Annotated in this window: 17 protein-coding genes; 12 read left to right on the plus strand and 5 right to left on the minus strand. The window is 73.2% G+C overall.

Going from position 1 to position 23,454, the window contains the following annotated elements; translation table 11 throughout:
• Nucleotides 1–30 precede the first annotated feature (30 nt).
• Both ACFWIA_RS33680 and ACFWIA_RS33685 read right to left on the minus strand, forming a co-directional pair.
• On the minus strand, nucleotides 31–1,665 hold the full coding sequence (locus ACFWIA_RS33680) for an NADH-ubiquinone oxidoreductase-F iron-sulfur binding region domain-containing protein (RefSeq protein ID WP_387011071.1): 1,635 nt from the start codon (nucleotides 1,663–1,665) through the stop codon (nucleotides 31–33).
• Nucleotides 1,666–1,706: 41 nt separating this feature from the next.
• On the minus strand, nucleotides 1,707–2,906 hold the full coding sequence (locus ACFWIA_RS33685; RefSeq protein ID WP_387011072.1) for a cytochrome b/b6 domain-containing protein: 1,200 nt from the start codon (nucleotides 2,904–2,906) through the stop codon (nucleotides 1,707–1,709).
• 800 nt (nucleotides 2,907–3,706) lie between these two features.
• Here ACFWIA_RS33685 and leuS point away from each other — a divergent pair.
• The 3 genes from leuS to ACFWIA_RS33700 all read left to right on the plus strand — a co-directional run bounded on the left by leuS (nucleotide 3,707) and on the right by ACFWIA_RS33700 (nucleotide 8,534).
• Nucleotides 3,707–6,661, plus strand: coding sequence for a leucine--tRNA ligase (leuS, locus tag ACFWIA_RS33690; protein WP_387011073.1), 2,955 nt, complete (start codon nucleotides 3,707–3,709; stop codon nucleotides 6,659–6,661).
• Nucleotides 6,662–6,875: 214 nt separating this feature from the next.
• Nucleotides 6,876–7,601: a hypothetical protein gene (locus ACFWIA_RS33695; protein WP_387011074.1), complete on the plus strand. Its 726-nt coding sequence runs from the start codon at nucleotides 6,876–6,878 to the stop codon at nucleotides 7,599–7,601.
• A gap of 72 nt (nucleotides 7,602–7,673) precedes the next feature.
• On the plus strand, nucleotides 7,674–8,534 hold the full coding sequence (locus ACFWIA_RS33700; protein WP_387011075.1) for a DegV family protein: 861 nt from the start codon (nucleotides 7,674–7,676) through the stop codon (nucleotides 8,532–8,534).
• Here ACFWIA_RS33700 and ACFWIA_RS33705 read toward each other — a convergent pair.
• Nucleotides 8,531–9,178 carry a TetR/AcrR family transcriptional regulator gene (locus ACFWIA_RS33705; RefSeq protein WP_387011076.1) on the minus strand — a complete coding sequence of 216 codons (648 nt, stop codon included), beginning with the start codon at nucleotides 9,176–9,178 and terminating at the stop codon, nucleotides 8,531–8,533. The two genes, ACFWIA_RS33700 and ACFWIA_RS33705, sit on opposite strands and share 4 nt — an antisense overlap.
• 119 nt (nucleotides 9,179–9,297) lie before the next feature.
• Here ACFWIA_RS33705 and ACFWIA_RS33710 point away from each other — a divergent pair, with 119 nt between their 5' ends.
• The 6 genes from ACFWIA_RS33710 (at nucleotide 9,298) to ACFWIA_RS33735 (ending at nucleotide 16,371) form a co-directional block, all read left to right on the plus strand.
• A complete protein-coding gene (locus ACFWIA_RS33710) occupies nucleotides 9,298–10,740 on the plus strand; it encodes an amidase (protein WP_387011087.1) in 1,443 nt (480 codons plus the stop codon).
• A gap of 108 nt (nucleotides 10,741–10,848) precedes the next feature.
• Nucleotides 10,849–11,733: a helix-hairpin-helix domain-containing protein gene (locus ACFWIA_RS33715; protein WP_387011077.1), complete on the plus strand. Its 885-nt coding sequence runs from the start codon at nucleotides 10,849–10,851 to the stop codon at nucleotides 11,731–11,733.
• Nucleotides 11,730–14,228 carry a ComEC/Rec2 family competence protein gene (locus ACFWIA_RS33720; protein ID WP_387011078.1) on the plus strand — a complete coding sequence of 833 codons (2,499 nt, stop codon included), beginning with the start codon at nucleotides 11,730–11,732 and terminating at the stop codon, nucleotides 14,226–14,228. Before ACFWIA_RS33715 ends, ACFWIA_RS33720 begins: the two co-directional genes overlap by 4 nt.
• A 216-nt stretch (nucleotides 14,229–14,444) precedes the next feature.
• Nucleotides 14,445–15,323, plus strand: a complete 879-nt coding sequence (locus ACFWIA_RS33725) for a YceI family protein (RefSeq protein WP_387011079.1) — start codon at nucleotides 14,445–14,447, stop codon at nucleotides 15,321–15,323.
• Between the two features lie 133 nt (nucleotides 15,324–15,456).
• Nucleotides 15,457–15,702 carry a hypothetical protein gene (locus ACFWIA_RS33730; RefSeq protein ID WP_387011080.1) on the plus strand — a complete coding sequence of 82 codons (246 nt, stop codon included), beginning with the start codon at nucleotides 15,457–15,459 and terminating at the stop codon, nucleotides 15,700–15,702.
• Between the two features lie 168 nt (nucleotides 15,703–15,870).
• Entirely contained in the window at nucleotides 15,871–16,371 is a 501-nt protein-coding gene (locus tag ACFWIA_RS33735; RefSeq protein ID WP_387011081.1) for a VOC family protein, read from the plus strand.
• Nucleotides 16,372–16,419: 48 nt separating this feature from the next.
• Here the strand turns inward: ACFWIA_RS33735 and ACFWIA_RS33740 are convergent, their stop codons facing one another.
• On the minus strand, nucleotides 16,420–17,040 hold the full coding sequence (locus ACFWIA_RS33740) for a restriction endonuclease (RefSeq protein WP_387011082.1): 621 nt from the start codon (nucleotides 17,038–17,040) through the stop codon (nucleotides 16,420–16,422).
• A 351-nt stretch (nucleotides 17,041–17,391) separates the two neighbouring features.
• On the opposite strand from ACFWIA_RS33740, the gene holA reads away from it, so the two are divergent.
• Nucleotides 17,392–18,378, plus strand: coding sequence for a DNA polymerase III subunit delta (gene holA / locus ACFWIA_RS33745; RefSeq protein WP_387011083.1), 987 nt, complete (start codon nucleotides 17,392–17,394; stop codon nucleotides 18,376–18,378).
• A gap of 316 nt (nucleotides 18,379–18,694) precedes the next feature.
• Here the strand turns inward: holA and rpsT are convergent, their stop codons facing one another.
• The gene (gene rpsT / locus ACFWIA_RS33750) at nucleotides 18,695–18,961 is read right to left on the minus strand and encodes a 30S ribosomal protein S20 (RefSeq protein ID WP_387011084.1); all 267 of its coding nucleotides are present in this window, start codon (nucleotides 18,959–18,961) and stop codon (nucleotides 18,695–18,697) included.
• A gap of 304 nt (nucleotides 18,962–19,265) precedes the next feature.
• Between rpsT and lepA the strand changes: the two genes are divergently transcribed.
• Entirely contained in the window at nucleotides 19,266–21,131 is a 1,866-nt protein-coding gene (gene lepA, locus ACFWIA_RS33755; protein ID WP_387011085.1) for a translation elongation factor 4, read from the plus strand.
• A gap of 384 nt (nucleotides 21,132–21,515) precedes the next feature.
• Nucleotides 21,516–23,405: an AMP-dependent synthetase/ligase gene (locus tag ACFWIA_RS33760; protein WP_387011086.1), complete on the plus strand. Its 1,890-nt coding sequence runs from the start codon at nucleotides 21,516–21,518 to the stop codon at nucleotides 23,403–23,405.
• The last annotated feature ends 49 nt before the right edge of the window (nucleotides 23,406–23,454 follow it).

The following is a 23,454-nucleotide window of genomic DNA, read 5'->3' on the forward strand; positions in this document are numbered from 1 at the left end:
TGGCCGAACAGGCCGTCGGGCACCGGGAGTTCATCGACGGAACGTTGTTCGACGTACTGTCCGGCCGGATATCGGCGCCTGCCGACCGGCCGGTCCGCTGCCGAGGGCGTGCCGGCCCCGAGCGGGCAGCCGGGCCGGGAGCACCGGCAGCACCGACCCGCCCCCGGCGCCCGCCGGGTCCGTCGGGTTGCCCTCCAGGCGCAGCGCCAGCGCGGGGCACCGGCGCACCGCCCGTACCGCCCGGGACTGCGCGTAGCGCGGCACCGACACCTCGGCCGTCGACGGGTAGCCGTCCGGACCCAGCTGGATCAGCTCGGGCACGAGGTCGGCGCACAGCCCGTGCCCCTGGCAGAGCGTCCAGTCGACGGCGAGGCGCTGTCCGCTGGGGCCCGCGTCGCCGCCCCCGGACGCCCCTTCGCCGACCGCCTGGAGCGGGAGCACCGCCCGCACCGTACGGCCGCAGCCGCCGCCCAGCACGTGCGCCGCGAGATCGTCCGTGAACGCGGCGAGTGCCGACTCGATGAACGCGGCCGAGCCGTCCGGGTGCTGGCACGCGCCCCGTCGTTTCACGGCCCGGGTGACCTGACGCAACGCCTCCAGAGCCGCCGGCCCACCGCCCTGGAGGACGTCCTCCAGACCCCGTGCCGCGGCCGGCAGCCCCCGGTGACAGGGACCGCACTGTCCGGCGCTCTCGCCCGCCAGCCAGCGCGCCACCAGCAGGGCCTCGCCGAGCGGACAGGTGTCCTGGCCGAGGGGGAGCACGGCCCCGGCCCCGAGCGCCCCGCCCACCGCGTCGAGGGCGGCCCGGGCGACCACCGCCTCGTGCGCGGTCGGGGCGTCCAGCCACCGGCCGTGGTAACCACCGGTCAACACGCCCTGGAGCAGCGGCGGCGCACCGGCGAGCTGGAGCACGTAGCTCAGCGGCACGCCCGAGGGCACCTCCAGCACCAGCGGCCGGGCGACCGCGCCGGACAGGGTGAGCAGGACCGTTCCGGGTTCGTCGGGGAGCCCCGTGGCGCGGTACCGGTCGGCGCCGGTCCGGGCCGCCACCGCGAGTTGCGCGAACGTTTCCGCATTGGACAGCAGGGTCGGGGCCCCGCCCACCCCGGCTTCCGAGGCGCGCACCTTGCGCCCCGGGGGCTTCGGCGGGCCGCCGTCCGCCGAGCGGATCAGCGCGGACGACTCGCCGGTCACCATGCGCACCGGGTTGCGCTGCACCCGGGCCCGCAGGGGGGCGCCCCTGCGGTGGGACAGCCCGCGTTCGGCGAGGGCGTGCTCCATGGACCGCTGGGTGGAGTCCCTGGTCACCCCGACCACGAGGGCGCGTGCCCCGAGTGCCTCGGCCGCGAGCAGGGCGCCGTCCAGGACGAGGTGCGGGGCCCGGTTGAGCAGGACGGTGTCCTTGCGGCAGGCGGGCTCGTCCTCGCTGCCGTTGACGACGACCACGGGGCGCACGCCCCGGCGGATCGCCGAGTCGGCGACCGCGCGCAGTTTCCGCGCGAACGGGAACCCGGCGCCGCCGCGCCCCCGCAGCGCGATCCGCTCGGCGAGCGCGGCGAGCCGTTCACCGCCGATCGGGGCGAGCGGGCCGTGCACCTTGAGGTGCGTCCCCAGGTCGAGCCGTTCCACGAGGTCGAATCCCGAGGTGAGGTGGGGCAGTCCCACGACCCGTACCTCGGGCACGTCGGGCAGGCCCGCGCCGCCCGTCACTGCCGCCCCCCGGCGGGTCCCGTGGGCGCGGCGGGGGAGCCCCAGGGCTCGCCGGAGCGCGGAGCGGCCTGGAAGGGGCCGGGAGGCGCTGCGGCGGCTGCGGGGCGTACGGGGTCTGCGGGGTGTGCGGGGTGGTGTGCGGGGCGTACGGGGTGCGCGGCGTGGAGGGGGCGCGCGGGGTCGCCCGGTGCGCCCGACGACGTCTGCGCACCGCGCGGGGTCGTGACGTCCAGCGGGGTCGTGACGTCCAGCGGTTCGCGTGCCGGCCGCGGGGCTTCGGCGGGCGGCGCGGGCGAGGGGACCGGCCATCGCCCCGGCCCGTTCGGCTCCGGCGACACCGCGCGATAGGCGGCGGCCATGCCGAGGCCGGAGCCGGTGCTGGTGCGGGCCCCGCCGATCGAGGGGGCGGACAGCGGCAGCGGGGGAACTCCGTGGCGGTCGAGCGCCGGGCCGGGCGCCGGGAGGTCCCCGGCCCGCCCTGCGCCGTACGGGTCCCGTACGGCGGTGAACGCCCGGGCGGCCGGTTCGACGCCGGGCAACGGCGAGCCGTCACGGTCGTGGCGGGGCGTGCGCTCGGGGCCGGCCGGGCGGGGGCCGAGCGCGGCGAGCACCCGGTCGGTGACGTTCCGCTTCACCGCGCCGGGCGCCGCACGCAGCCCGATCGCGGTGATCACGGCCAGCAGGCTCGTGCCGTACAGGAACGTCACCCAGCCCGCGGCGGGGCGCCCGGCGAAGAGCCCGTGGAGCAGGGCGGCGCACCAGGCCGGGTACGCCAGCGCGTGCACCGCGCGCCAGCGGGCGGCCACCGGGGCCGGAGAGGCGAAGGTGCTGCGCAGGGCGCCCGTGAGCGCCGTGGCGATCATCAGCAGGGCGGCCAGGGAGCCGAGTCCGATCAGTCCGGCCGTGCCGCCCGCTCCGAGGCTGAAGGGGACGAGGGCGGCCAGGAGCGTCGTGTGGTCGAGGGTGACCTTGACGGTGGCGTGCAGCAGCAGGAACGCGACGGACGCGACCGCCGTCGTCCGGTGGACGGCCTGCGCGAGCAGTCGTTGACGGGGGTTCAGGAAGACGCGGTCGGAGGCGACCAGTCCCCAGATCACCGAGCAGGTGAGCGCGACCAGGGAGAGCACGCCCGCGGCGAAGTCGACGAATCCGCGGAACTCCTCGCCCCCGACGACGACGGGGAGGGGGGCCAGCAACAGCAGGCCCGCCGTCGCACCTCCCCTCGTCCAGGAGTGCGGGGGGCCGGCGGGCGCACTCCTCTTCCTGGTTGGCCTTCTCCTTCGGCTCCGGACTCCGTCCCGAGGACTGCGAGCCGGGCGGGCGTTGCGAGGGCTGAGGGGACTGTGAGTACGAGGGTTCGGAGGGTTCATGGGGCGACTCCCAGGGGCGCGGCAAAGTGGTCCCGCTGCGGCACTCTAAGTCGGCTCCCGCGCAAGGCGTACGGGGTTCGAGTTATTGCCCTGTTACCAAAGGGGGGTGTGATCCAGCGTTTGTCCCGGTAGGTGGAGATACGCGGAGTAATCATTGGCCAAAGCTCTGGGTGTGGATGGGCTCACGGGATCTTCACGTCCCTCTCACGCGCATCCGGCCGGCCGGTGACCCGTCGTCCCCTGCGCCCCGGATTCCGGCCGAACGTGCCGTCGCGGGCCGGTGCGGCGCCCGCCCGATTCGCGCGGTCCGTCCCCGGCGGTTCCCTGAGGCGCCTCCCACGCCCGCATGAGGCGCCTCCCACGCCCGTGCGCAACGGCCCCCGCGGAGCGCGCCCCGCCGCGCCCCGGTGCCGTAGGCGACCCCACGGGGCCTGCGGTACCCTGACGCCATGCGTGCCGTACGCCTTCTGCTTAGCGGGCCGCGCTGATCAGTCCCGACGGACGACGGATCCGGTCGGCATCAGCGTGGCGCCCCCTCCTGTGCGAGGGGTTTTTTCGTTTCCGGGCCGCACCGTGAACGGGCCGCCGACCGCAGGCAGATGACGATCGATGGAGCTTTAGGGATCATGAGCGAGACGAATTCTTCCCCCGCCACTGCGGAAAGCGCCGTGGAGGCAGCCGCTCCGCACCGCTACACGGCGGCCCTGGCCGCCGACATCGAGGCACGCTGGCAGGACACCTGGGAGGCCGAGGGCACCTACGAGGCGCCCAACCCGAGCGGTGACCTGGCCGGGGACCCCGACCTGGTCGCGCGCCCCAAGAAGTTCATCATGGACATGTTCCCGTACCCCTCGGGTGCGGGACTGCACGTGGGGCACCCCCTGGGGTACATCGCCACCGATGTGTACGCCCGCTACCAGCGCATGACCGGCCACAACGTCCTGCACACCCTGGGCTTCGACGCCTTCGGCCTGCCCGCCGAGCAGCACGCGGTCGCCACCGGCACCCACCCCCGGGTGTCCACCGAGGCGGCCATGGACAACATGAAGCGCCAGCTGCGCCGCCTGGGACTGGGCCACGACCAGCGCCGCTCGATCGCCACGATCGACCCCGCGTACTACAAGTGGACCCAGTGGATCTTCCTCCAGATCTTCAACTCCTGGTACGACGAGGAGGCCGGCAAGGCCCGCCCCGTGGACCAGCTGATCGCCCAGTTCGCGAGCGGTGAGCGGGCCGTACCCGGTGACGGCCGCGCCTGGCACGAGCTGGACGCCAAGGAGCGCGCCGACGTCCTGAGCGGCTACCGCCTGGCGTACGCCTCCGACGCGCCCGTCAACTGGGCCCCCGGCCTGGGCACCGTGCTGGCCAACGAGGAGGTCACCGCCGACGGGCGCTCCGAGCGCGGCAACTACCCGGTCTTCAAGGCCAAGCTGCGCCAGTGGAACATGCGCATCACCGCCTACGCCGACCGGCTGCTGAGCGACCTGGACGGGCTGGACTGGCCCGAGGCGATCAAGCTCCAGCAGCGCAACTGGATCGGCCGCTCCGAGGGCGCCCGCGTCGACTTCCCCGTCGCCGTGGACGGCTCCGCGCCCGTCGCCGTCACGGGTGCCGTCTCGGGCGGCACCGGCTCCGCCCCCGGCGCCGACGTGATCACCGTCTTCACCACCCGTCAGGACACCCTGTTCGGGGCCACGTACATGGTGCTGGCGCCCGAGCACGACCTGGTCGACCGGATCGTCCCGGCCGCCTGGCCCGAGGGCACCCACGACATCTGGACGGGCGGCCACGCCACGCCCGGCGAGGCCGTCGCCGCCTACCGCAAGCAGGCCGCCGCCAAGTCCGACGTGGAGCGCCAGGCCGAGGCCAAGGACAAGACCGGCGTCTTCACCGGCGCGTACGCCACCAACCCGGTCAGCGGCGAGCAGGTCCCCGTCTTCATCGCCGACTACGTGCTCATGGGCTACGGCACCGGCGCCATCATGGCCGTGCCCGCCCACGACACCCGCGACTTCGCCTTCGCGCGCGCCTTCGAGCTGCCGATCCGCTGTGTGGTCGAGCCCGACGACGGCCGCGGCACCGACCCCGCCACCTGGGACGACGCCTTCGCCTCCTACGACGCGAAGCTGGTGAACTCCACCGGCGCGGACATCAGCCTGGACGGTCTGGGCGTCACCGAGGCCAAGGCCCGCATCACCGAGTGGCTGGAGCGCGAGGGCATCGGCGAGGGCACCGTCAACTTCCGGCTGCGCGACTGGCTGTTCAGCCGCCAGCGCTACTGGGGCGAGCCCTTCCCGATCGTCTACGACGAGGACGGCGTCGCCCACGCGCTGCCCGAGTCGATGCTGCCCCTGGAGCTGCCGGAGGTCGACGACTACACGCCGCGCACCTTCGACCCGGACGACGCGGACACCCGGCCCGAGACCCCGCTGTCCCGCAACGCGGACTGGGTCAACGTCACCCTGGACCTCGGCGACGGCCCGCGCGCGTACCGCCGCGAGACCAACACCATGCCCAACTGGGCGGGTTCCTGCTGGTACGAGCTGCGCTACCTGGACCCGCACAACGACCGCCAGCTGGTCGCCCCCGACATCGAGCGCTACTGGATGTCCCCGCGCGAGGGCATGCCCACCGGCGGCGTCGACCTGTACGTCGGCGGCGCCGAGCACGCCGTGCTGCACCTGCTGTACGCCCGCTTCTGGTCGAAGGTCCTGTTCGACCTGGGGCACGTCTCCTCGTCCGAGCCGTTCCACAAGCTGTTCAACCAGGGCATGATCCAGGCGTACGTGTACCGGGACGCCCGGGGCATCGCGGTGCCGGCCGCCGAGGTCGAGGAGCGCGACGGCGTCTTCTTCCACCAGGGGGAGGAGGTCAGCCGGCTGCTGGGCAAGATGGGCAAGTCCCTGAAGAACGCGGTCACCCCGGACGAGATCAGTGCCGAGTACGGTGCCGACACCCTGCGCCTGTACGAGATGGCGATGGGTCCGCTGGACGTGTCCCGTCCCTGGGACACCCGTGCGGTCGTCGGCCAGTACCGGCTGCTCCAGCGGCTGTGGCGGAACGTCGTGGACGAGGCGACGGGTGAGGTCACCGTCACGGACGGGGCGCCCGCCGAGGACACCCTGCGTGCCCTGCACAAGACCGTCGACGGGGTCCGTCAGGACCTGGAGGGCCTGCGCTTCAACACCGCCATCGCCAAGATCACCGAGCTGAACAACCACCTGACCAGGGCGTCCGGGCCGGTCGCGCGCCCGGTGGCCGAATCCCTGGTGCTCATGGTGGCGCCGTTGGCCCCGCACGTCGCCGAGGAACTGTGGCGCAAGCTGGGCCACACCGACTCGGTCGTCCACCGGGACTTCCCGGTCGCCGACCCGGCCTACCTGGTGGACGAGACCGTCACCTGCGTGGTCCAGGTCAAGGGGAAGGTCAAGGCCCGTCTGGAGGTGCCCCCGTCGATCTCCGACGAGGAGTTGGAGCGCGTCGCGCTCGCCGACGAGAAGGTCCGGACCGCGCTGGGCGGCGCCGACATCCGCAAGGTCGTCGTGCGCGCGCCGAAGCTGGTCAACATCGTGCCGGCGTGATCCCGGTGCGGGCGGTCGTCACGGCGCCGCCCGCACCGGCCGGGTGAACCCTCCCCGGGGGCGGGCCGTGTCGTACGGGACCCGTGGGGCTCCGTCGTGCGTACGGGGCGTCACCTAAGGGAATCCCCGGGGGGAGCCCCGGGGAGGGAGGGAACCCCCGGACGGCGTTTAGCGTTTACCGTGGAGAGTCGTACAGGACCGCGAGAGGACCGTCATGGAAGCCCTGATCGCCATCGTGGTGCTGCTCTGCGTGCTCTTGGTGGCGGTGGGCGCCTATGCGGTGGTCAAGGTGGTCGGTGCCGCCAAGCGCGGAGTGGACCGTACGATCAACCAGGCGCGGCGCACGGTGGAGGACACCACGCTCAAGGCCAAGTCGTACACGCAGATCGGCCCGGCCGCCGAGTTGGCGCAACTCCGGCTCAAGTTGCGGACGTCCATGCGCGCCACACAGGACGCCCTCCAGGCGGGCGTCGGCGAGGACGAGTCGCTCAAGGAGTCGCTGGCCCTCTTCGACCGTCTCAGCACGCACGGTCACGAGCTGGACCACGAGCTGAAGCGGCTGGAGAGCGAGCCCGACCGGTCCAAGCTGGTCGCGGTGCTGCCGGAGATGCGCGAGCGCACCGACCAGATCGTGAACTCCGCCGACTCGCTGCGCTGGGCCGCCCGCGACCGGGCCCACCGCTTCGCCCATGACGACCTCGACTCCCTGAGCCTCCAGATCGACATGGAGGCCGGCGCCCTGCGGCACTGGACGACCGAGCCGACCCCGGGGGCGTCCTCCGCCGCACTGCAGGGACCGACCGCGACCCCCGACCCGGTCCGCCCCGCCGGGCAGGAACGGCCCGCCGGGCAAGAGCGGGCCCGGCCCTCCCTCGCGCCGAGCACCCCGCCGCCCCCGTACACGTGGGAGAAGAAGCCCCGGCCGGAAAGCACCACCTGACCCACCGCCCCCCGGGCGGGCGGGCCCGGCCCGGACTGCCGCCCCCACGCCCCGACAGGTAACCTCCAGCCCATGTCCCGCCATGTCGCCATCGTCACCGATTCCACGGCCCACCTGCCGAAGCGGGCGATGCGTCAGCACGACATCACCGCGGTGCCCCTGACCGTGGTCCTCGGCGACCGCGCCTTGGAGGAGGGCACCGAGATCTCGGCCCGCTCCGTGGCCGAGGCCCTCCAGAAGCGCCGGCCCGTGACCACCTCCCGGCCGAGCCCGGAGGAGTTCGCCGCCACCTACCGCGAGGTCGCCGCCGCGGGGGCTTCCGGCATCGTGTCCCTCCACCTCTCCTCGGAGCTGTCCGGCACGTACGACGCCGCCGTGCTCGCCGCACGGTCCGCGCCCGTGCCCGTCCGGGTCGTCGACACCGGGATGATCGCCATGGCGCTGGGCTTCTGTGCCCTGGCCGCCGCCGAGGCCGCCGCCGCGGGCGCCTCCGTCGACGAGGCGGTGGCCGCCGCCGAGAAGCGCGCCGAGGGGACCTCCGCCTACTTCTACGTGGACACCCTCGACTATCTGCGCCGCGGGGGGCGGATCGGTACGGCACAGGCCCTCTTCGGCTCCGCGCTCGCCGTGAAGCCACTGCTCCAGCTGCAGGGCGGGCGGATCGAGCCGCTGGAGAAGGTCCGTACGGCGGCCAAGGCGATCGCCCGGCTGGAGGAGTTGGCGGTGGAACGCGCGGCTGCCGTCGGGTCGGCCGACATCGCCGTGCACCACCTCGCCGCGGAGGAGAAGGCGACGGCACTGGCCGAGCGGCTGCGCGGGCGCGTCCCCGCACTGGGCGAGATGCACGTCAGCGAGGTCGGGGCGGTGATCGGGGCGCACACCGGGCCCGGGCTGCTGGCGGTCGTGGTCTCGGCGGGCCTCGGCCCCGCCTAGCGGGTCCGGGGCGGTCGGACCGGCCGTTCCCACAAACCGGCCAGGTGCGCGTGCAGGACGTCATGGGCCTGCTGACGGGTGAGGTGGCCGATGAGCACGTGCGCGGTGAGACCGTCCGCGAGGGCCAGCAGGGTGCGGGCGTCGAGCCGCGGATCGGCGCGCACGCCGTTCCCGTCCGGGTCGCCGTCGACTGCCCCGGTGGCGTCCTCGCCGGCTTCCGCGATGAGCCGGGTGAACGCCTCCTGCAAGGCGGCGTAGTTCGCCTTCAGGGTGCTGGCGAGCGCCTCGTTGACGGCCGCCTGTGCGACGAAGGCGAGCCAGACCCGGGCCTCGGCGCGGTGCTCCTCCCGGAGCAGTGAGACCTCGGTGGCCGCATGGCCCAGGGCGGTGCCGGCCGACTGGGCGGGGCTCCTGACCAGCCGGGCCCGCACCCGTTCGTTGACCTGCTCGCCGATGTGCCCGAGGGCGAACACGAGCATCTCCTCCTTGGTGCGGAAGCACCGCTGGACGGCGCCCATCGACACCTGCGCGCGACGGGCGACGTCGCGCAGGGTCACGCCCTCCAGCCCGCGTTCGTCGGCGAGCCGGCAGACGGCCTCGGCGATGAGGCGGCGTCGTCCCGCATGGTCCACCTGCCTGGGCATGTCTCGTCTCCTCGCGTGCTGCGGCCCGGACCGTGCACTTTATTCGATGCGAGCGCATCACTTCCATGGGTACGGTACCGATGCACACGCATCGGTACCTGGACGAGGAGGGGGACGTCATGCAGGACGCCCTGTGGAAACTGTCGGCCACCGCGCAGGCGGCGGCCGTGCGCAGCGGGGAGGTCTCGGCGGTCGAGCTGATCGACAGCCACCTGGACCGCATCGCCGCGGTCAACCCGCAGGTGAACGCGGTCACGCAACTCCTGACGGAACGCGCCCGGGAGGCCGCGGCGCGGACGGACCGTCAGCGGGCCGCCGGCGAAACGCTGGGCCCGCTCGCGGGCGTGCCGTTCACGGTGAAGGAGACCACCGCCGTCGAAGGCGTGCCGACCACCTTCGGGACGCCGCGCTTCCGTGATCTGGTGGCGCCGGCCGATGCGCTCCCGGTGGCCCGGCTGCGCGCGGCGGGGGCCGTCCCCATCGGGCACGCCAATGTGCCCACCCTGATCCTGGCGGGGATGCACACCCGCAGCGAACTGTTCGGCGACACGGTCAACCCCTGGGACGCCGATCGGACCCCGGGCGGCTCCAGCGGGGGTGATGCGGTCGCCGTCGCCACCGGCATGGCGGCGCTCGGGCTCGGCAACGACTCCGGCGGGTCGGTGCGCATTCCGGCCCAGTTCTGCGGTGTGGCCGGCCTGAAGCCGTCCACCGGCCGGTTCCCCGCCGACCAGCGCGTCCTCGGCCCCGACGACCCCGGCCCGGCCTCCCAGCTGCTGGTCACCGACGGTCCGTTGGCCCGCCGCGTGAGCGATCTCCGGCTCGCCTACGAGGTGTTGGCCGGGGCCGATCCCCGCGACCCGCGGGCCGTGCCGGTACCCGCCTACGGCGAACCGCTTCCCGGGCCGGTGCGGGTCGCGGTCGTGGCGGACCCCGGCGGGCACGGCGTCCACCCCACGGTCGGCCGGGCCGTCGCCACCGCGGCCGACGCCCTCCGCGACGCCGGCTACGACGTGCGCGAAGTGACGGACGTGCCTCGGCTGGACGAGGCCCTGGAGGCGTACGGCCGGATCACGATGACCGAGTTCGCCCCGACCTGGCCGGTGGTGCGCCGACTGCTCGGCGAGGGCGGCGACCGCTACCTCGGGATGGCGAGGGAGAAGACGCCGCCGGCGAGTGCGGACGAGTTGGTGGGGCTACTGGGCACCTGGACGAACATCCGCCGCTCCTGGGCCGAATTTCTCGACGAGTACCCCCTGTTGCTCGGGCCGGTCTTCACCGAACCACCGGTCGAGCCGGGGCTGGAGTCGCGCGACCGGGCGGGGCGGGACCGGGTCGCGTCGGGGATGCGCCTGTGCACCGTGACCAGTTTCGTGGGCGTGCCCGGGGTGGCCGTACCGACCGGGACGACCGACGGGCTCCCCACCGGAGTGCAGGTCGTCGGGCGCGCGTTCCGGGAGGACCTGTGCCTGGACGCGGCGCAGGCGATCGAGGACCGGCTCGGCGTCCTCGCACCGGTCGACCCGCGCGGGGGCGCTGCGCCCTCAAACGTCAATGGGTAGTCGCTGGAGCCGCTCGGAAGAGTGAGCGAGTTATCCACAACTACCCGTCGTTCCACGGATTTTGACCATGATCATCCTCGATCGGGCGGGACGCCTACCGTCGGGCACATGACTCCTCTATCTCCCTCCCGGCCCCTCGTCCAACCCACCGTCCACGACGGTCAGTCGGGTGCTTCCGCTCCACCCGAGTCGGGAGAGCGGGTCGCCGGACGCCGTGAGCGCGCCGCGCTGTTCGTACGGGAACGCCTCCCCGTCTGGCTCCGCGCGCGGTGCGCATTGCACGGGCGGGCGCTCGTCGCGCTGACGGTCGTGCTGCTGCTCGCGGTGGGCCTGGCCGTGCACCACTACCGGACCGGACGTCCGGAGCCCGTGCGCATCCCCCGGGCGGTCGGCCCTGCCCCACCGGAGCGGGACGCCCCGGCCCCGGGAGCGACCACCGGTGCCGGGGCTGGGGCCGGGGAGGCCGGTCGGGTCGGCGGGGGCGGTCGGCAGGTCGTGGTCGACGTCGGGGGCAAGGTGCGCCGGCCCGGGCTGCTACGGCTGCCCGTCGGCGCCCGGGTCGCGGACGCACTGCGCGCCGCGGGCGGGGTGCGGCCGGGCACCGACACGACCGGCCTCAACCGGGCGCGACTACTCGTGGACGGGGAACAGGTCGTCGTGGGCGCTCGCCCCCCGGCCCAGGGTGCCGAAGCACCAGGCGCCTCCGCCGGCGCCCCGCTCGGGGCGGGCCCGGTCGGTTCGGCGGGTTCGACCGGCGCGGCCGGAGCCGGTGGCCCGTCCGGAGCCGGTGGCCCGGCCGCCGGACCCGTCTCGCTGAGTTCGGCGACCGCCGCGCAACTCGACGCCCTGCCCGGCGTCGGCCCCGTGCTGGCCCAACGCATCATCGACCACCGGGCGGCGCACGGCGGATTCCGGAACGTGGCGCAGCTCCGCGAAGTGACCGGCATCGGCGACCGCCGTTTCGCGAACCTGAAGGACCTGGTCCAGCCGTGAACGCCCCTGCGCCCGGCCCCGCACCCCCGCCGACCGGGGTGGCGGGAGCCGGGGCCGGCACGGACCTGCGTCTGCTGCCCGTGGCCCTCACCGTGTGGGGGACGACCGCACTGGCGCTGGGCGCCCCGCCGGGTCGGTCCGTGGCCGTGGTGGCGGGCGCGGTGCTGGGCGCGGCATGCCTCCTGGTGGCCGCCCGACGACGGGCGGCCGTCAGGGGCGCCGGCCGGGACCGGGGCGGCGCGATGGTCACCGGGGCGGCGCTGCTGCTGTGCGTGGCGGCTGCGGCCGGGACGGCGACCCTGCACGCGGCTGACCTGTGGCGCGGCCCGGTACCGGAACTCGCGGACCGCCACGCGGTGGCGACCTTGGAGGTGGAGGTGACAGCGGACCCCCGGCGGGCCCGGCCGCGGGCGTCGAGCGGCGGTGCACCACCCCCACTGGTGCTGATGGACGCGCGGGTCGTCCGGGTGGACCGGTGGGACGGGACGGTGACCAGGACCCGCACCCCGGTCCTGGTGATGGTCGACGCGGACCGGGCGCCGCAGCGCTGGTTGTCGGTGCTGCCCTCCACCCGGCTCGGCGTCGAGGGACGGCTGTCGCCGCCGTACGGCGGCCGGGGCGACATCGCGGCCGTCGTCCGGGTGGACGGGAGCCGGGGCCCGGTCGCGGTGGCGGGACCGTCGGCGGTGCAGCAGTTCGCCGGGGATCTGCGCGGCGGCTTGCGGGCGGCGACCTCGGAGCTGCGCCCCGACGCACGGGCGCTGCTGCCCGGACTGGTCGTGGGCGACACCTCGCGGGTCGGACCCGATCTGCGGGAGGCGTTCGAGGCGACCGATCTGACGCACCTACTGGCGGTCAGCGGAGGGAACTTCGTGATCCTGCTGGCGCTGCTGATCGGCCCGCCGGGCACCGCGCAGTCGGCGGAGCGCCGCGGCTTGGCGCCGAGGCTCGGCATCCCGTTGCGGGCGACGGCGTTCCTGGCCGCCGGGCTCAGCCTCGGGTTCGTGGTGGTGTGCGGGCCGGAGCCCAGCGTCGTGCGGGCTGCGGCGTGCGGCGGCATCGCCCTGCTGGCCATGGTGACCGGGCGCCGCAGGTCCCTGCTCCCGGCGCTGGCCGCGGCGGTGCTCCTGCTGGTGCTGTACGACCCGTGGCTGTCGCGTAGCCCCGGGTTCCTGCTGTCCGTACTGGCGACGGGGGCGCTGCTGACCCTGGCGCCCGGCTGGAGCGCCGCGTTGCGCCGCCGAGGGGTGCCGGGCCGCCCGGCCGAAGCGCTCGCCGCATCGGCCGCCGCCCAGGTGGTGTGCGCGCCGGTGGTGGTGGTGCTCGCGGAGCGGGTCAGCGTGGTCGCGGTGCCGTGCAACCTGCTGGCCGAGTTCGCGGTGGCGCCCGCCACGGTGCTGGGGCTCGGCGCGTTGGTCGCGGCACCGGTGGCGATGCCGCCCGCCCGGGCGTCGGCCTGGTGCGCGGGTTGGCCGGCCGAGTGGATCGCCCGGATCGCCCGGGCCGGCGCGTCGCTGCCCGGGGGGTCGGTCGACTGGCCGGGCGGCTGGCGCGGTGCGCTGCTCCTCGTGGTGGTCACGCTCGGGGTCCTGTGGGTCGGACGGTGGTTGCTGCGGCACCGGTGGCTGGCGCTGCTGTGCACGGTGGCGCTGGTCCTGGCGGTGGTGCGCCCGGTGCCGCTGACCCGGTGGGCCACCGGTTGGCCGCCGCCCGGCTGGCGGCTCGTCATGTGTGACGTGGGCCAGGGGGACGCGCTGGTGCTGGCGGCGGGCACCGCCACGGGGGTGGTCGTGGACACCGGGCCGGACCCCGAGCGGATCGACGCGTGTCTGCGGTCCCTCGGGATCACCCGGGTTCCGCTCGTGCTGCTGACGCATTTCCACGCCGATCACGTGGGCGGCCTCACGGGTGTGCTGCGGGGCCGAGCGGTGGGGGCGATCGAGACGACGGGGCTGGCGGAGCCGGTGGCCCAGGCCGCCATGGTCCGGCGGGTCGCAGCGGGCGGTGGCGTGCCCCTGCGGAGCCCCGTCGCGGGTGAGCGGCGCCGCACCGGGTCCGTGGAGTGGGAGGTGTTGTGGCCCCAGGGTCCGGGTCCCGGCGACGGCGCCCCGCCGGTTCCGTTCGGCCCCAATGACGCGAGCGTGACGTTGCTGGTGCGCAGCGGGGGCCTGCGGATGCTGTTGCTCGGGGATCTGGAACCGCCGGGGCAACGGGCCTTGGCCAGCGGCCCGTTGGGCGCCCGGACGGCCCGGGTGGACGTGCTGAAGGTGGCGCACCACGGGTCGGCGTTCCAGGACCCCGAACTGCTCGGTCGGACCGGTGCGCGGCTGGCGCTGATCTCCTGCGGTGCGGACAACCCGTACGGACACCCTTCGGGCCGTACGGTCGCGGCGCTGCGGGCGACCGGGGCGAGGGTGTTGCGCACCGACCGCGACGGTTCCGTGGCGGTGGTCGGTACGGAGGACGGTTCGGCCGCAGTGGTCACAGCGGGTTGACCGTTGCGAGCGTTGCGTATGGGAACGCTGGGTGAACAGGGGGTCGAGCAGAGGGGAGGGAGTGAATGGGTTGGTGGCCAGGGATGTTGAGTGGGTGCCGAAGGTGCGACGGGTCGGGCGGTGCGGGGTGCGTTTGCTTCGCAAGCGGTGAAGGTGGTCGAATGCTGTGCCGATTGAACGTCGAACGATGTTGCGCGACCGTGGGGGGTATCGGGAATGCTGGGCCGTTGGCTGGGGAACCGCAGGAACGCACGACGGGGCGGTCCCCTCTCGGCGATGACGGTGCCCCCGTCCGCCGGAGCGCTCAGTTGCCGGGTGCTCGACGTGGTGAACGAGCCCGTGGGAAAGGCCGAGTTGACGGTCACCGACCCCGCCGGGCGCGTGGTGGTGAGCGGCGGCACCGATCCGTACGGACAGTTCGTGGCGACGGTGCCGGCGGGCGAGTACCGGATAGCCGTGGCCTCGGAGGGGTACACGCCGTACCGGGGGAGCGCGACGGTGGGCGAGGGGGCGCACGCGTCGGTCGGTGACGTGCTGCTCCAGCCCGCACCGCCCCAGCCCCTGCCCGTGGCCGGTGACTGGACGGTCGAACCCGCGCACTCCTCCATCGGATTCACCGCACGACACATCGGAATGGCCCGGATCCACGGGCGGTTCAACACCTTCGCGGGCGCGCTGCGGATCGGTGAGCGGATGGAGGAGTCCGCGCTGCACGTGGTGATCGACGCCGCGTCCATCGACACCAACGTCCGGATGCGCGACGACCACTTGCGGTCGGCGGACTTCCTCGACGTCGAACGCTTCCCGACCCTGGAGTTCTACAGCGACCGCTTCGTGCACCGGGGCGGCAACCGCTGGAACGTCACGGGGGCGCTGTCGTTGCACGGCGTGACGCGGACGGTGACGCTCGACACGGAGTACCTGGGCCTCGGCAACGGCATGGAGGGCGAGCCGCGGGCCGCGTGCCGGGCGGTCACCGAACTGCACCGCGACGACTTCACGATCACCTGGCAGACGATGCTCGCCCGCGGGATCGCCGTGGTCGGACCCAGCATCGAGATCACGCTCGACATCCAGATCGTCCCCAAGGGCTGACCGCCCGGCCCCGCCCGGCCTCGCCCGCCCCCCACCCCGCCCGTCCGGTCATCAGCCGATCGACCACTGTCAACGGTCGAGCGCCCGCGGGACAGTGACGATCCCGCCCGCGACGGTGCCGGACAATGACGGGGTGAGCGATGTGAGACACGTACTGGTGCTGCCCGACCGGGACGCCGCCGAGGAAGCCGCCGAGGCGCTGCGCGACCGGTTCGGGGTACAGGAGGAACCGCAGCTCGTCAGGGACGCGCTGGCCGGCGAGGACGACGCCGAGGACGCGCAGTGGCTGGTGGTGGTGGAGGACCCGCGGGGCCGCCTCGACCCGCGGGGGCTGGATGACTTCGCCGCCGAGTGGGAGGGCTGGCGGGAGGAGCCTTAGCCGGCCCTCGCCGGCAGCAAGGCCGGCGGACCCGGCCCGGGCGGTGTTCACCGGGTGCGCGCGGTTCGTGCACCGGCACCGGGAATCGGCTTCTAGGACGAGATCTGACCTATAGGCGCCCTAGCGTGCTCGACACGTTGTGGCGCTCGTACTCCAGGAGGCAGTCAGATGTCCGTCAAGCCGGTTCCCCAGGGCTACACCACCGTGACGCCGTGGATCATCTCCCGCGACACGCGGCAACTCATCGACTTCATGGAGCGGGCATTCCAGGCGGAGGAACTCGCCTGCCTCACCGACGAGGACGGGACCGTCCAGCACGCCGAGGTGCGGATCGGCGACGCGGTGGTGATGATGTTCGACGCGCGTCCGGAGTGGCCGCCGACCCCCGGTTTCCTCCGCCTCTACGTCGAGGACGCCGACGCGGTGCACCGGCGCGCGGTCGCGGCCGGCGGGACCTCGGTCACCGAGGTCACCCACCTGTTCTTCGGCGACCGGGTCGGTCGGGTGCGCGATCCACTGGGCAACCTGTACTGGATCCAGACCCGGGTGGAGGAGCCCGGCCCGCAGGAGCTGGAACGCCGCCTCGGTGACCCGGAGTTCGTCCGGGCCATGGAGTACGTCCAGAGTGCCGACTTCTTCCCCGGCACCCACCCCGGTTCTCCCCTCTGACCTCGGATGACGTCGCCCCTCCCGACGAGACCCCCGCGCCCGCCCGGGTCAGGACAGGGAGGTCGGCCGGCGCGGCGGAGGTACTGCGCCGAGCAGTTCCCACAGGGGTGTCGACCCGCCGGCCCAGCGGGCGAGGAGGGCGCGGTCGACGAGGTGGAGCCGCTGGGAACGGGCGAAGTCGACGGCGTTGCCGGTGAAGCGACCGTTGGTGACGAGGACGACGACGTCGCCGTGGTGCACGGGGCGGCCGGTGCCGTTGAGCACGTGCAGGTCGGGGGTGCCGACCGCGGACCCGGACAGGCCCGCCCGCCGGTGCTTGCACTGGATGACCCACCGCCGGCCGTACGGGTCGGTCGCCTTCACATCGGCGCCGTTGTCGCCGGCGCCCCCCACCTGGACGGCGTCCGCGCAGCCGTCCCGGTGCATCAGGTCCCGCACCGCGTACTCGAACTGTCGATGGTGTAGGGCGTCGATCTGCGGCAGGGCGTAGCGCAGTCCGTGCCGGCGCACCCGTTCCCACCGGGCCCGCTCCCGTCGCCGCACGATCCAGAACGCCCCTGCCCCGCCGACGGCGGCCAGCAGCGACACGAGGACGACCGGGTGCGCGGCCAGCCACCGCAGCGCCCCCGTCACCATCACCCACACCACCACGAGGGCGAACAGGGCCACGACCAGTTGTTCGCCGCTGGTTCCCCGGCGCCGTCGGGCGGGCCGACGTCCCGACCGTCCGGCGGATCGACGGACGGGCCGTCGTACGGGCCCTCGGCGAGGTCGGCGCGGGCTCACCGCTCACCGGCCCCTCGCTCGTCGTTCTCCACCACGGGCACCACGCGTCCTCCCCCTCGGCAGCCCCCGACCCCCGGCCGCACCGTGCTCCCCTGTGTAGCCAGCACGGGACCGTGTCGTGACCGGGTTGCCCGGAGTTGGCGGCAAACCGACTCCCCTGGCCGGATCGGGCCGCCAGGGCGGCCGGACCGGCGGGCCCGGGAGTGTCAGCGGGACGTGGGATGCTGGAGCGTGATGGCCAAGAAGACCGCAACCGACGACCTGCTCGCCCCCCTCACGCTCGCCGTGGGGCAGGAGGAACTGCTGCTCGACCGCGCCGTGCAGCAGGTCGTGGCCGCCGCGCGGGCCGCCGACGCCGACACGGACGTCCGCGACCTCACCCCCGACCAACTCCAGCCCGGCACCCTCGCCGAGCTGACCAGCCCGTCGCTGTTCGCCGAGCGCAAGGTCGTCGTCGTACGGAACGCGCAGGACCTGTCCGCGGACACCGTCAAGGACGTGAAGGCGTACCTCGGTGCGCCCGTCGAGGAGATCACGCTCGTGCTGCTGCACGCGGGCGGCGCCAAGGGCAAGGGGCTGCTGGACGCGGCCCGCAAGGCGGGCGCGCGCGAGGTGGCCTGCCCGAAGATGACGAAGCCCGCCGACCGGCTGTCCTTCGTGCGCGGGGAGTTCCGCACGCTCGGCCGGGCCGCGACCCCCGAGGCGTGCCAAGCACTGGTGGACTCGATCGGAAGCGACCTGCGGGAGCTGGCCTCGGCGGTGGCCCAACTGGTCGCGGACGTCGAGGGCACCATCGACGAGGCGGTCGTCGGCCGCTACTACACCGGCCGTGCCGAGGCGTCGAGCTTCACGGTCGCCGACCGGGCGGTCGAGGGGCGGGCGGCCGAGGCGTTGGAGGCGCTGCGCTGGTCGCTGTCGACGGGTGTCGCCCCGGTGCTGATCACCAGCGCCCTCGCGCAGGGGGTCCGGGCCATCGGCAAGCTGTCCTCCGCCCGCGGGGGGCGTCCCGCCGACCTCGCCCGGGAGCTGGGCATGCCGCCCTGGAAGATCGACCGGGTCCGTCAGCAGATGCGCGGCTGGACCCCGGACGGGGTGGCCGTGGCACTGCGCGCCGTGGCGGAGGCCGATGCGGGGGTCAAGGGCGGTGGCGACGACCCCGAGTACGCCCTGGAGAAGGCCGTCGTGGCGATCGCCCGCGCGGCCCGCTCCCGCCGCGGCTGACCCCGTCAGGTCCCACGCCCTGCGTCCGGGCCCCGGAAGACGTCGACGAGCGGAAACGCCGAGGACCCCGTACCGGCCGCCTGGGGAAGGCGGGGTACGAGGTCCTCGGATCAAGACAGGTGAGCCGGCACCCGCGTGGCGAACGCAGGCCGCGTGCCGGCCCGGATTGCCGGACGGGAGCGGAAGAGAGGGCCCGCTGGGTCCCCTCCGGCGGTCAAGTCGGTGTGGCGGCGGAGCCGGTGCGTGGGCGCGAACGCTTCACGTGCTGGTCCTGACCACGGTTCGTGGACGTGGGGTCAGACCCCACGCGTCACGTTCAGCCCTTGAGGGCGGCGACCTGGGAAGCCAGGGACGACTTCTTGTTGGCGGCCTGGTTCTTGTGGATGACGCCCTTCGAGACGGCCTTGTCCAGCTTGCGCGCAGCGTCGCGCTGCGCGGCGGTGGCCTTCTCGACGTCGCCGGCGGCGACGGCCTCACGGGTACGGCGGACCGCGGTCTTCAGGGAAGACTTGACGGCCTTGTTGCGCAGCCGGGCCTTCTCGTTGGTCTTGATCCGCTTGATCTGGGACTTGATGTTCGCCACGAATGAGCCTTCACAGGTTCTAGGCACGCACGGGTCCAGGCCCGTACGCGCCGGTGATTTCGTTCTGGGGTGGCGCCACGGACCGGGACCGGGAGGACCGGCCGGACCGGGGTGCCGAGTGGATCACCGGGATCCGGTGCTCCGTGCCGCGTCTCCAGCTGAGAGGGCAGGAGACACAACGGCCCAGGTTACCAGTCGGCCTCCCGGCGGCCCAAACCGGCCGCAGTGCCCCGCCCGTGGGACGATGGAGGCTAGGTGACGATCCGAGCCGAGGCGTGAGAAGCCTCAAGAGACAGGACCCTGCGTGCCCGCGACCACTCAGCATGTACCAGAGCCCAGCCGTACTGCCCCGGCTCTGATCCGGAATTTCTGCATCATCGCGCACATCGACCACGGCAAGTCCACGCTGGCTGACCGTATGCTCCAGCTCACCGGAGTCGTCGATCAGCGGCAGATGCGCGCCCAGTACCTCGACCGCATGGACATCGAGCGGGAGCGCGGCATCACGATCAAGTCCCAGGCGGTTCGACTGCCCTGGGCGCCGACCGAGGGGCCCGACCAGGGCACCACCCACATCCTCAACATGATCGACACCCCGGGTCACGTGGACTTCACGTACGAGGTGTCACGATCGCTCGCCGCCTGTGAGGGAACCGTCCTCCTGGTGGACGCCGCCCAGGGCATCGAGGCGCAGACCCTGGCCAACCTGTACCTGGCGATGGAGAACGAGCTCACCATCATCCCGGTGCTCAACAAGATCGACCTGCCCGCGGCGCAGCCGGAGAAGTTCGCCGAGGAACTGGCGAACCTGGTCGGCTGCGAGCCCGACGACGTCCTGCGGGTCTCCGCCAAGACGGGGGTCGGGGTCGACGCCCTGCTCAACCGGGTGGTCGCCGAGGTCACGCACCCCGTGGGGGTGGCCGACGCGCCCGCCCGCGCCATGATCTTCGACTCGGTCTACGACTCGTACCGGGGCGTCGTCACCTATGTCAGGGTGATCGACGGCCAGCTCAGCAAGCGCGAGCGGATCAAGATGATGTCGACCGGCGCGACCCACGAGCTGTTGGAGATCGGCGTCAGCTCGCCCGAGATGCTGCCCTCCGACGGGCTCGGCGTGGGCGAGGTCGGCTATCTGATCACCGGCGTGAAGGACGTCCGGCAGTCCAAGGTCGGTGACACCATCACCAGCCAGCACAAGGGCGCCGTGGAAGCGCTCGGCGGCTACAAGGACCCGAAGCCGATGGTCTTCTCGGGGCTGTACCCGCTGGACGGCTCCGACTACCCGGACCTGCGTGAGGCGCTCGACAAGCTCCAGCTCAACGATGCCGCGCTCGTCTACGAGCCGGAGACCTCCGCCGCGCTCGGCTTCGGCTTCCGCGTCGGCTTCCTCGGGCTGCTGCACCTGGACGTGGTCCGGGAGCGGTTGGAGCGCGAGTTCGGCCTCGACCTGATCGCGACCGCGCCGAACGTGGTCTACCGGGTGATCATGGAGGACCGCACCGAGCACATCGTCACCAACCCGAGCGAGTTCCCCGAGGGCAAGATCGACCAGGTGTACGAGCCGGTCGTGCGGGCCACGATCCTCGCGCCCAGCGAGTTCATCGGTTCGATCATGGAGCTGTGCCAGGCCAGGCGCGGGGTCATGCTCGGCATGGACTACCTCTCCGAGGACCGGGTCGAGATCCGTTACACCCTGCCGCTCGCGGAGATCGTCTTCGACTTCTTCGACCAGCTCAAGTCGAAGACCCGCGGCTACGCCTCCCTCGACTACGAGCCCACCGGCGAGCAGAGCGCCCAGCTCGTCAAGGTCGACATCCTGCTGCACGGCGACAAGGTGGACGCCTTCTCGGCGGTCACCCACAAGGACCAGGCGTACGCGTACGGCGTCCGGCTCGTCGCCAAGCTCAGGGAGCTCATCCCGCGGCAGAGCTTCGAGGTGCCCGTCCAGGCCGCGATCGGGGCGCGGGTCATCGCCCGCGAGACCATCCGCGCCATCCGCAAGGACGTCCTCGCCAAGTGTTACGGCGGCGACATCTCCCGGAAGCGGAAGCTGCTGGAGAAGCAGAAGGAGGGCAAGAAGCGGATGAAGATGGTCGGCTCCGTGGAGGTCCCGCAGGAGGCGTTCATCGCCGTGCTGTCCAGCGACGACAGCGGCAAGAGCAAGAAGTAGCAGGAGAAGCAGGAGGAGCGAGCCGGCGGTTCGTCCGGCGACGGGCCCGTGGACACGACACCGTGTCCACGGGCCCGTCGCCGTGTGCGGCCCGACGGGTGTGTGGGGTCCGGTCGGCGTGCGGGGTCCGATGGGCGGGATGTCTGCCCGTCACCCGCTTTGCCGTGTCCATACCGATCGACAACTGTGACCAGTGAGGGCATCCGACCCCTTACGCACGGGATCGGTGCGCTCTAACCTGATCACTGCCCGGTAGTTACTAGTGAGTTAAGTACCAGTGAGTTAAGTAGGAAGCCGCCACCCCCCAGTAGCCGTACGTACACAGCCGCAGCGAGCCGCCCGCAGTCGGACGCACCACGGAATGCCGCGGGCCCGGAGGACGTCGTGAGCGACACACAGAGCTTGATCGAGAACCGGCCGCCCTCGGTGGCCCATCTGTTCCTGGAGCGCGTCGAACGCACACCCGACGCCGAGGCCTACCGGTACCCGGTGCCGGCGGCCTCCGGCACGGGGCCCGACGCCTGGCGGTCCCTGAGCTGGGGGGAGGCCGCCCGGCGGGTGTACGCCATCGCGGCGGGACTGGTCGACCTGGGCGTGGAGCCCGAGGAACGCGTGGCGCTGATGGCGGCGACGCGGGTGGAGTGGATCCTCACCGACCTCGCGATCCTGTGTGCGGGCGCCGCCAACACCACCGTCTACCCGCAGACCAACGCACCGGAATCCGCGTACATCATCGCGGACTCCGGCAGCCGGGTCCTCGTCGCCGAGGACGCGGGGCAACTCGCCAAGGCCCGCGAATGCCGCGCGCAGTTGCCGGAGTTGGCGCACGTCGTCCTCATCGACGCCGAGGGCCACGAGCCCGACCCCGCCGACCCCGAGGGCTGGGTGCTGACCCTCGCCGAGTTGGAGGCCCGGGGCGCCGCCCTGCTGGAGCGGCAGCCGGACCTGGTGCGGGAGCGGGTCGAGGCGATCACCGCCGACCGGCTGGCCACCCTGATCTACACCTCCGGCACCACCGGCCGGCCCAAGGGCGTGCGGCTCCCGCACGACAACTGGTCGTACATGGCCAAGGCCATCGCGGCGACCGGGCTGATCAGCGGGGAGGACGTCCAGTACCTGTGGCTGCCGCTCGCCCACGTCTTCGGCAAGGTGCTCATCTCCGGGCAGATAGAGGTCGGCCACGTCACCGCCGTCGACGGACGCGTGGACAAGATCATCGAGAATCTGCCGATCGTCCAGCCGACGTACATGGCGGCCGTGCCCCGGATCTTCGAGAAGGTCTACAACGGGGTCGCGGCGAAGGCCCGGGCCGGCGGCGCCGCGAAGTACCGGATCTTCCAGTGGGCCGCCGGCGTCTCCCGCGAGTACGCGAAGGCCAGCCAGGAGAGCTTCCGTCGCACCGGCCGCGCCGACGTCCCCTTCGGCCTGCGCTCCCAGCACAAGATCGCCGACGCCCTGGTCTTCGGCAAACTGCGCGAGGCGTTCGGCGGGCGGCTGCGGGCCTGCATCTCCGGCTCCGCGGCCCTGTCCCCGGAGATCGGCTACTTCTTCTCCGGCGCCGGGGTGCACATCCTGGAGGGCTACGGCCTGACCGAGACGTCGGCCGCGTCCTTCGTCAACCCGGGCGGGGCCTACCGCACCGGGACGGTCGGCAAGCCGCTGTCGGGCACCGAGGTGCGGATCGCCGAGGACGGCGAGGTGCTGGTGCGCGGACCGGGCGTCATGGAGGGCTACCACGGGCTGCCCGAACGGACCGCCGAGGTCCTGGAGAGCGACGGCTGGCTGCACACCGGGGACATCGGCGAACTGTCCGAGGACGGCTACCTGCGGATCACCGACCGCAAGAAGGACCTGATCAAGACCTCGGGCGGCAAGTACGTGGCCCCGGCGGAGGTCGAAGGACAGTTCAAGGCGATCTGTCCGTACGTCTCCGCCATCGTCGTGCACGGCGCCGCCCGCAACTTCTGCACCGCGCTCATCGCCCTGGACGAGGCGGCGATCCTCGGCTGGGCCGGCGACAACGGCCTCGCCGGCAAGTCGTACGCGCAGGTGCTCGCCGCACCCGAGACGGTCACCCTCGTCGACGGCTACGTCACGGAGCTGAACCAAGGGCTCCAACGCTGGCAGACCATCAAGAGGTTCCGCATCCTGCCGCGTGACCTCGACGTCGAACACGGTGACCTGACCCCGAGCCTGAAGCTCAAGCGACCGGCCGTGGAGCGCGAGTTCGGGCACCTGTTGGACGAGATGTACACGGGCGCGAAGGAATCCTGAGCCCGGGCGCGTGCGCCGGGCGCCCACCGCGGGAGGGCGACCCGCGCCC

It is taken from the genome of Streptomyces sp. NPDC127068 (genome assembly GCF_042724695.1).
Taxonomy (GTDB): domain Bacteria; phylum Actinomycetota; class Actinomycetes; order Streptomycetales; family Streptomycetaceae; genus Streptomyces.

What these genes read in the sequence shown, in the direction of transcription:
- leuS (WP_387011073.1), top strand. Translation starts at nt 3,707, where the DNA reads ATGAGCGAGACGAATTCTTCCCCCGCCACTGCGGAAAGCGCCGTGGAG.
- ACFWIA_RS33695 (WP_387011074.1), top strand. Translation starts at nt 6,876, where the DNA reads ATGGAAGCCCTGATCGCCATCGTGGTGCTGCTCTGCGTGCTCTTGGTG.
- ACFWIA_RS33700 (WP_387011075.1), top strand. Translation starts at nt 7,674, where the DNA reads ATGTCCCGCCATGTCGCCATCGTCACCGATTCCACGGCCCACCTGCCG.
- ACFWIA_RS33705 (WP_387011076.1), bottom strand. Translation starts at nt 9,178, where the DNA reads ATGCCCAGGCAGGTGGACCATGCGGGACGACGCCGCCTCATCGCCGAG.
- ACFWIA_RS33710 (WP_387011087.1), top strand. Translation starts at nt 9,298, where the DNA reads ATGCAGGACGCCCTGTGGAAACTGTCGGCCACCGCGCAGGCGGCGGCC.
- ACFWIA_RS33715 (WP_387011077.1), top strand. Translation starts at nt 10,849, where the DNA reads ATGACTCCTCTATCTCCCTCCCGGCCCCTCGTCCAACCCACCGTCCAC.
- ACFWIA_RS33725 (WP_387011079.1), top strand. Translation starts at nt 14,445, where the DNA reads ATGCTGGGCCGTTGGCTGGGGAACCGCAGGAACGCACGACGGGGCGGT.
- ACFWIA_RS33735 (WP_387011081.1), top strand. Translation starts at nt 15,871, where the DNA reads ATGTCCGTCAAGCCGGTTCCCCAGGGCTACACCACCGTGACGCCGTGG.
- holA (WP_387011083.1), top strand. Translation starts at nt 17,392, where the DNA reads ATGGCCAAGAAGACCGCAACCGACGACCTGCTCGCCCCCCTCACGCTC.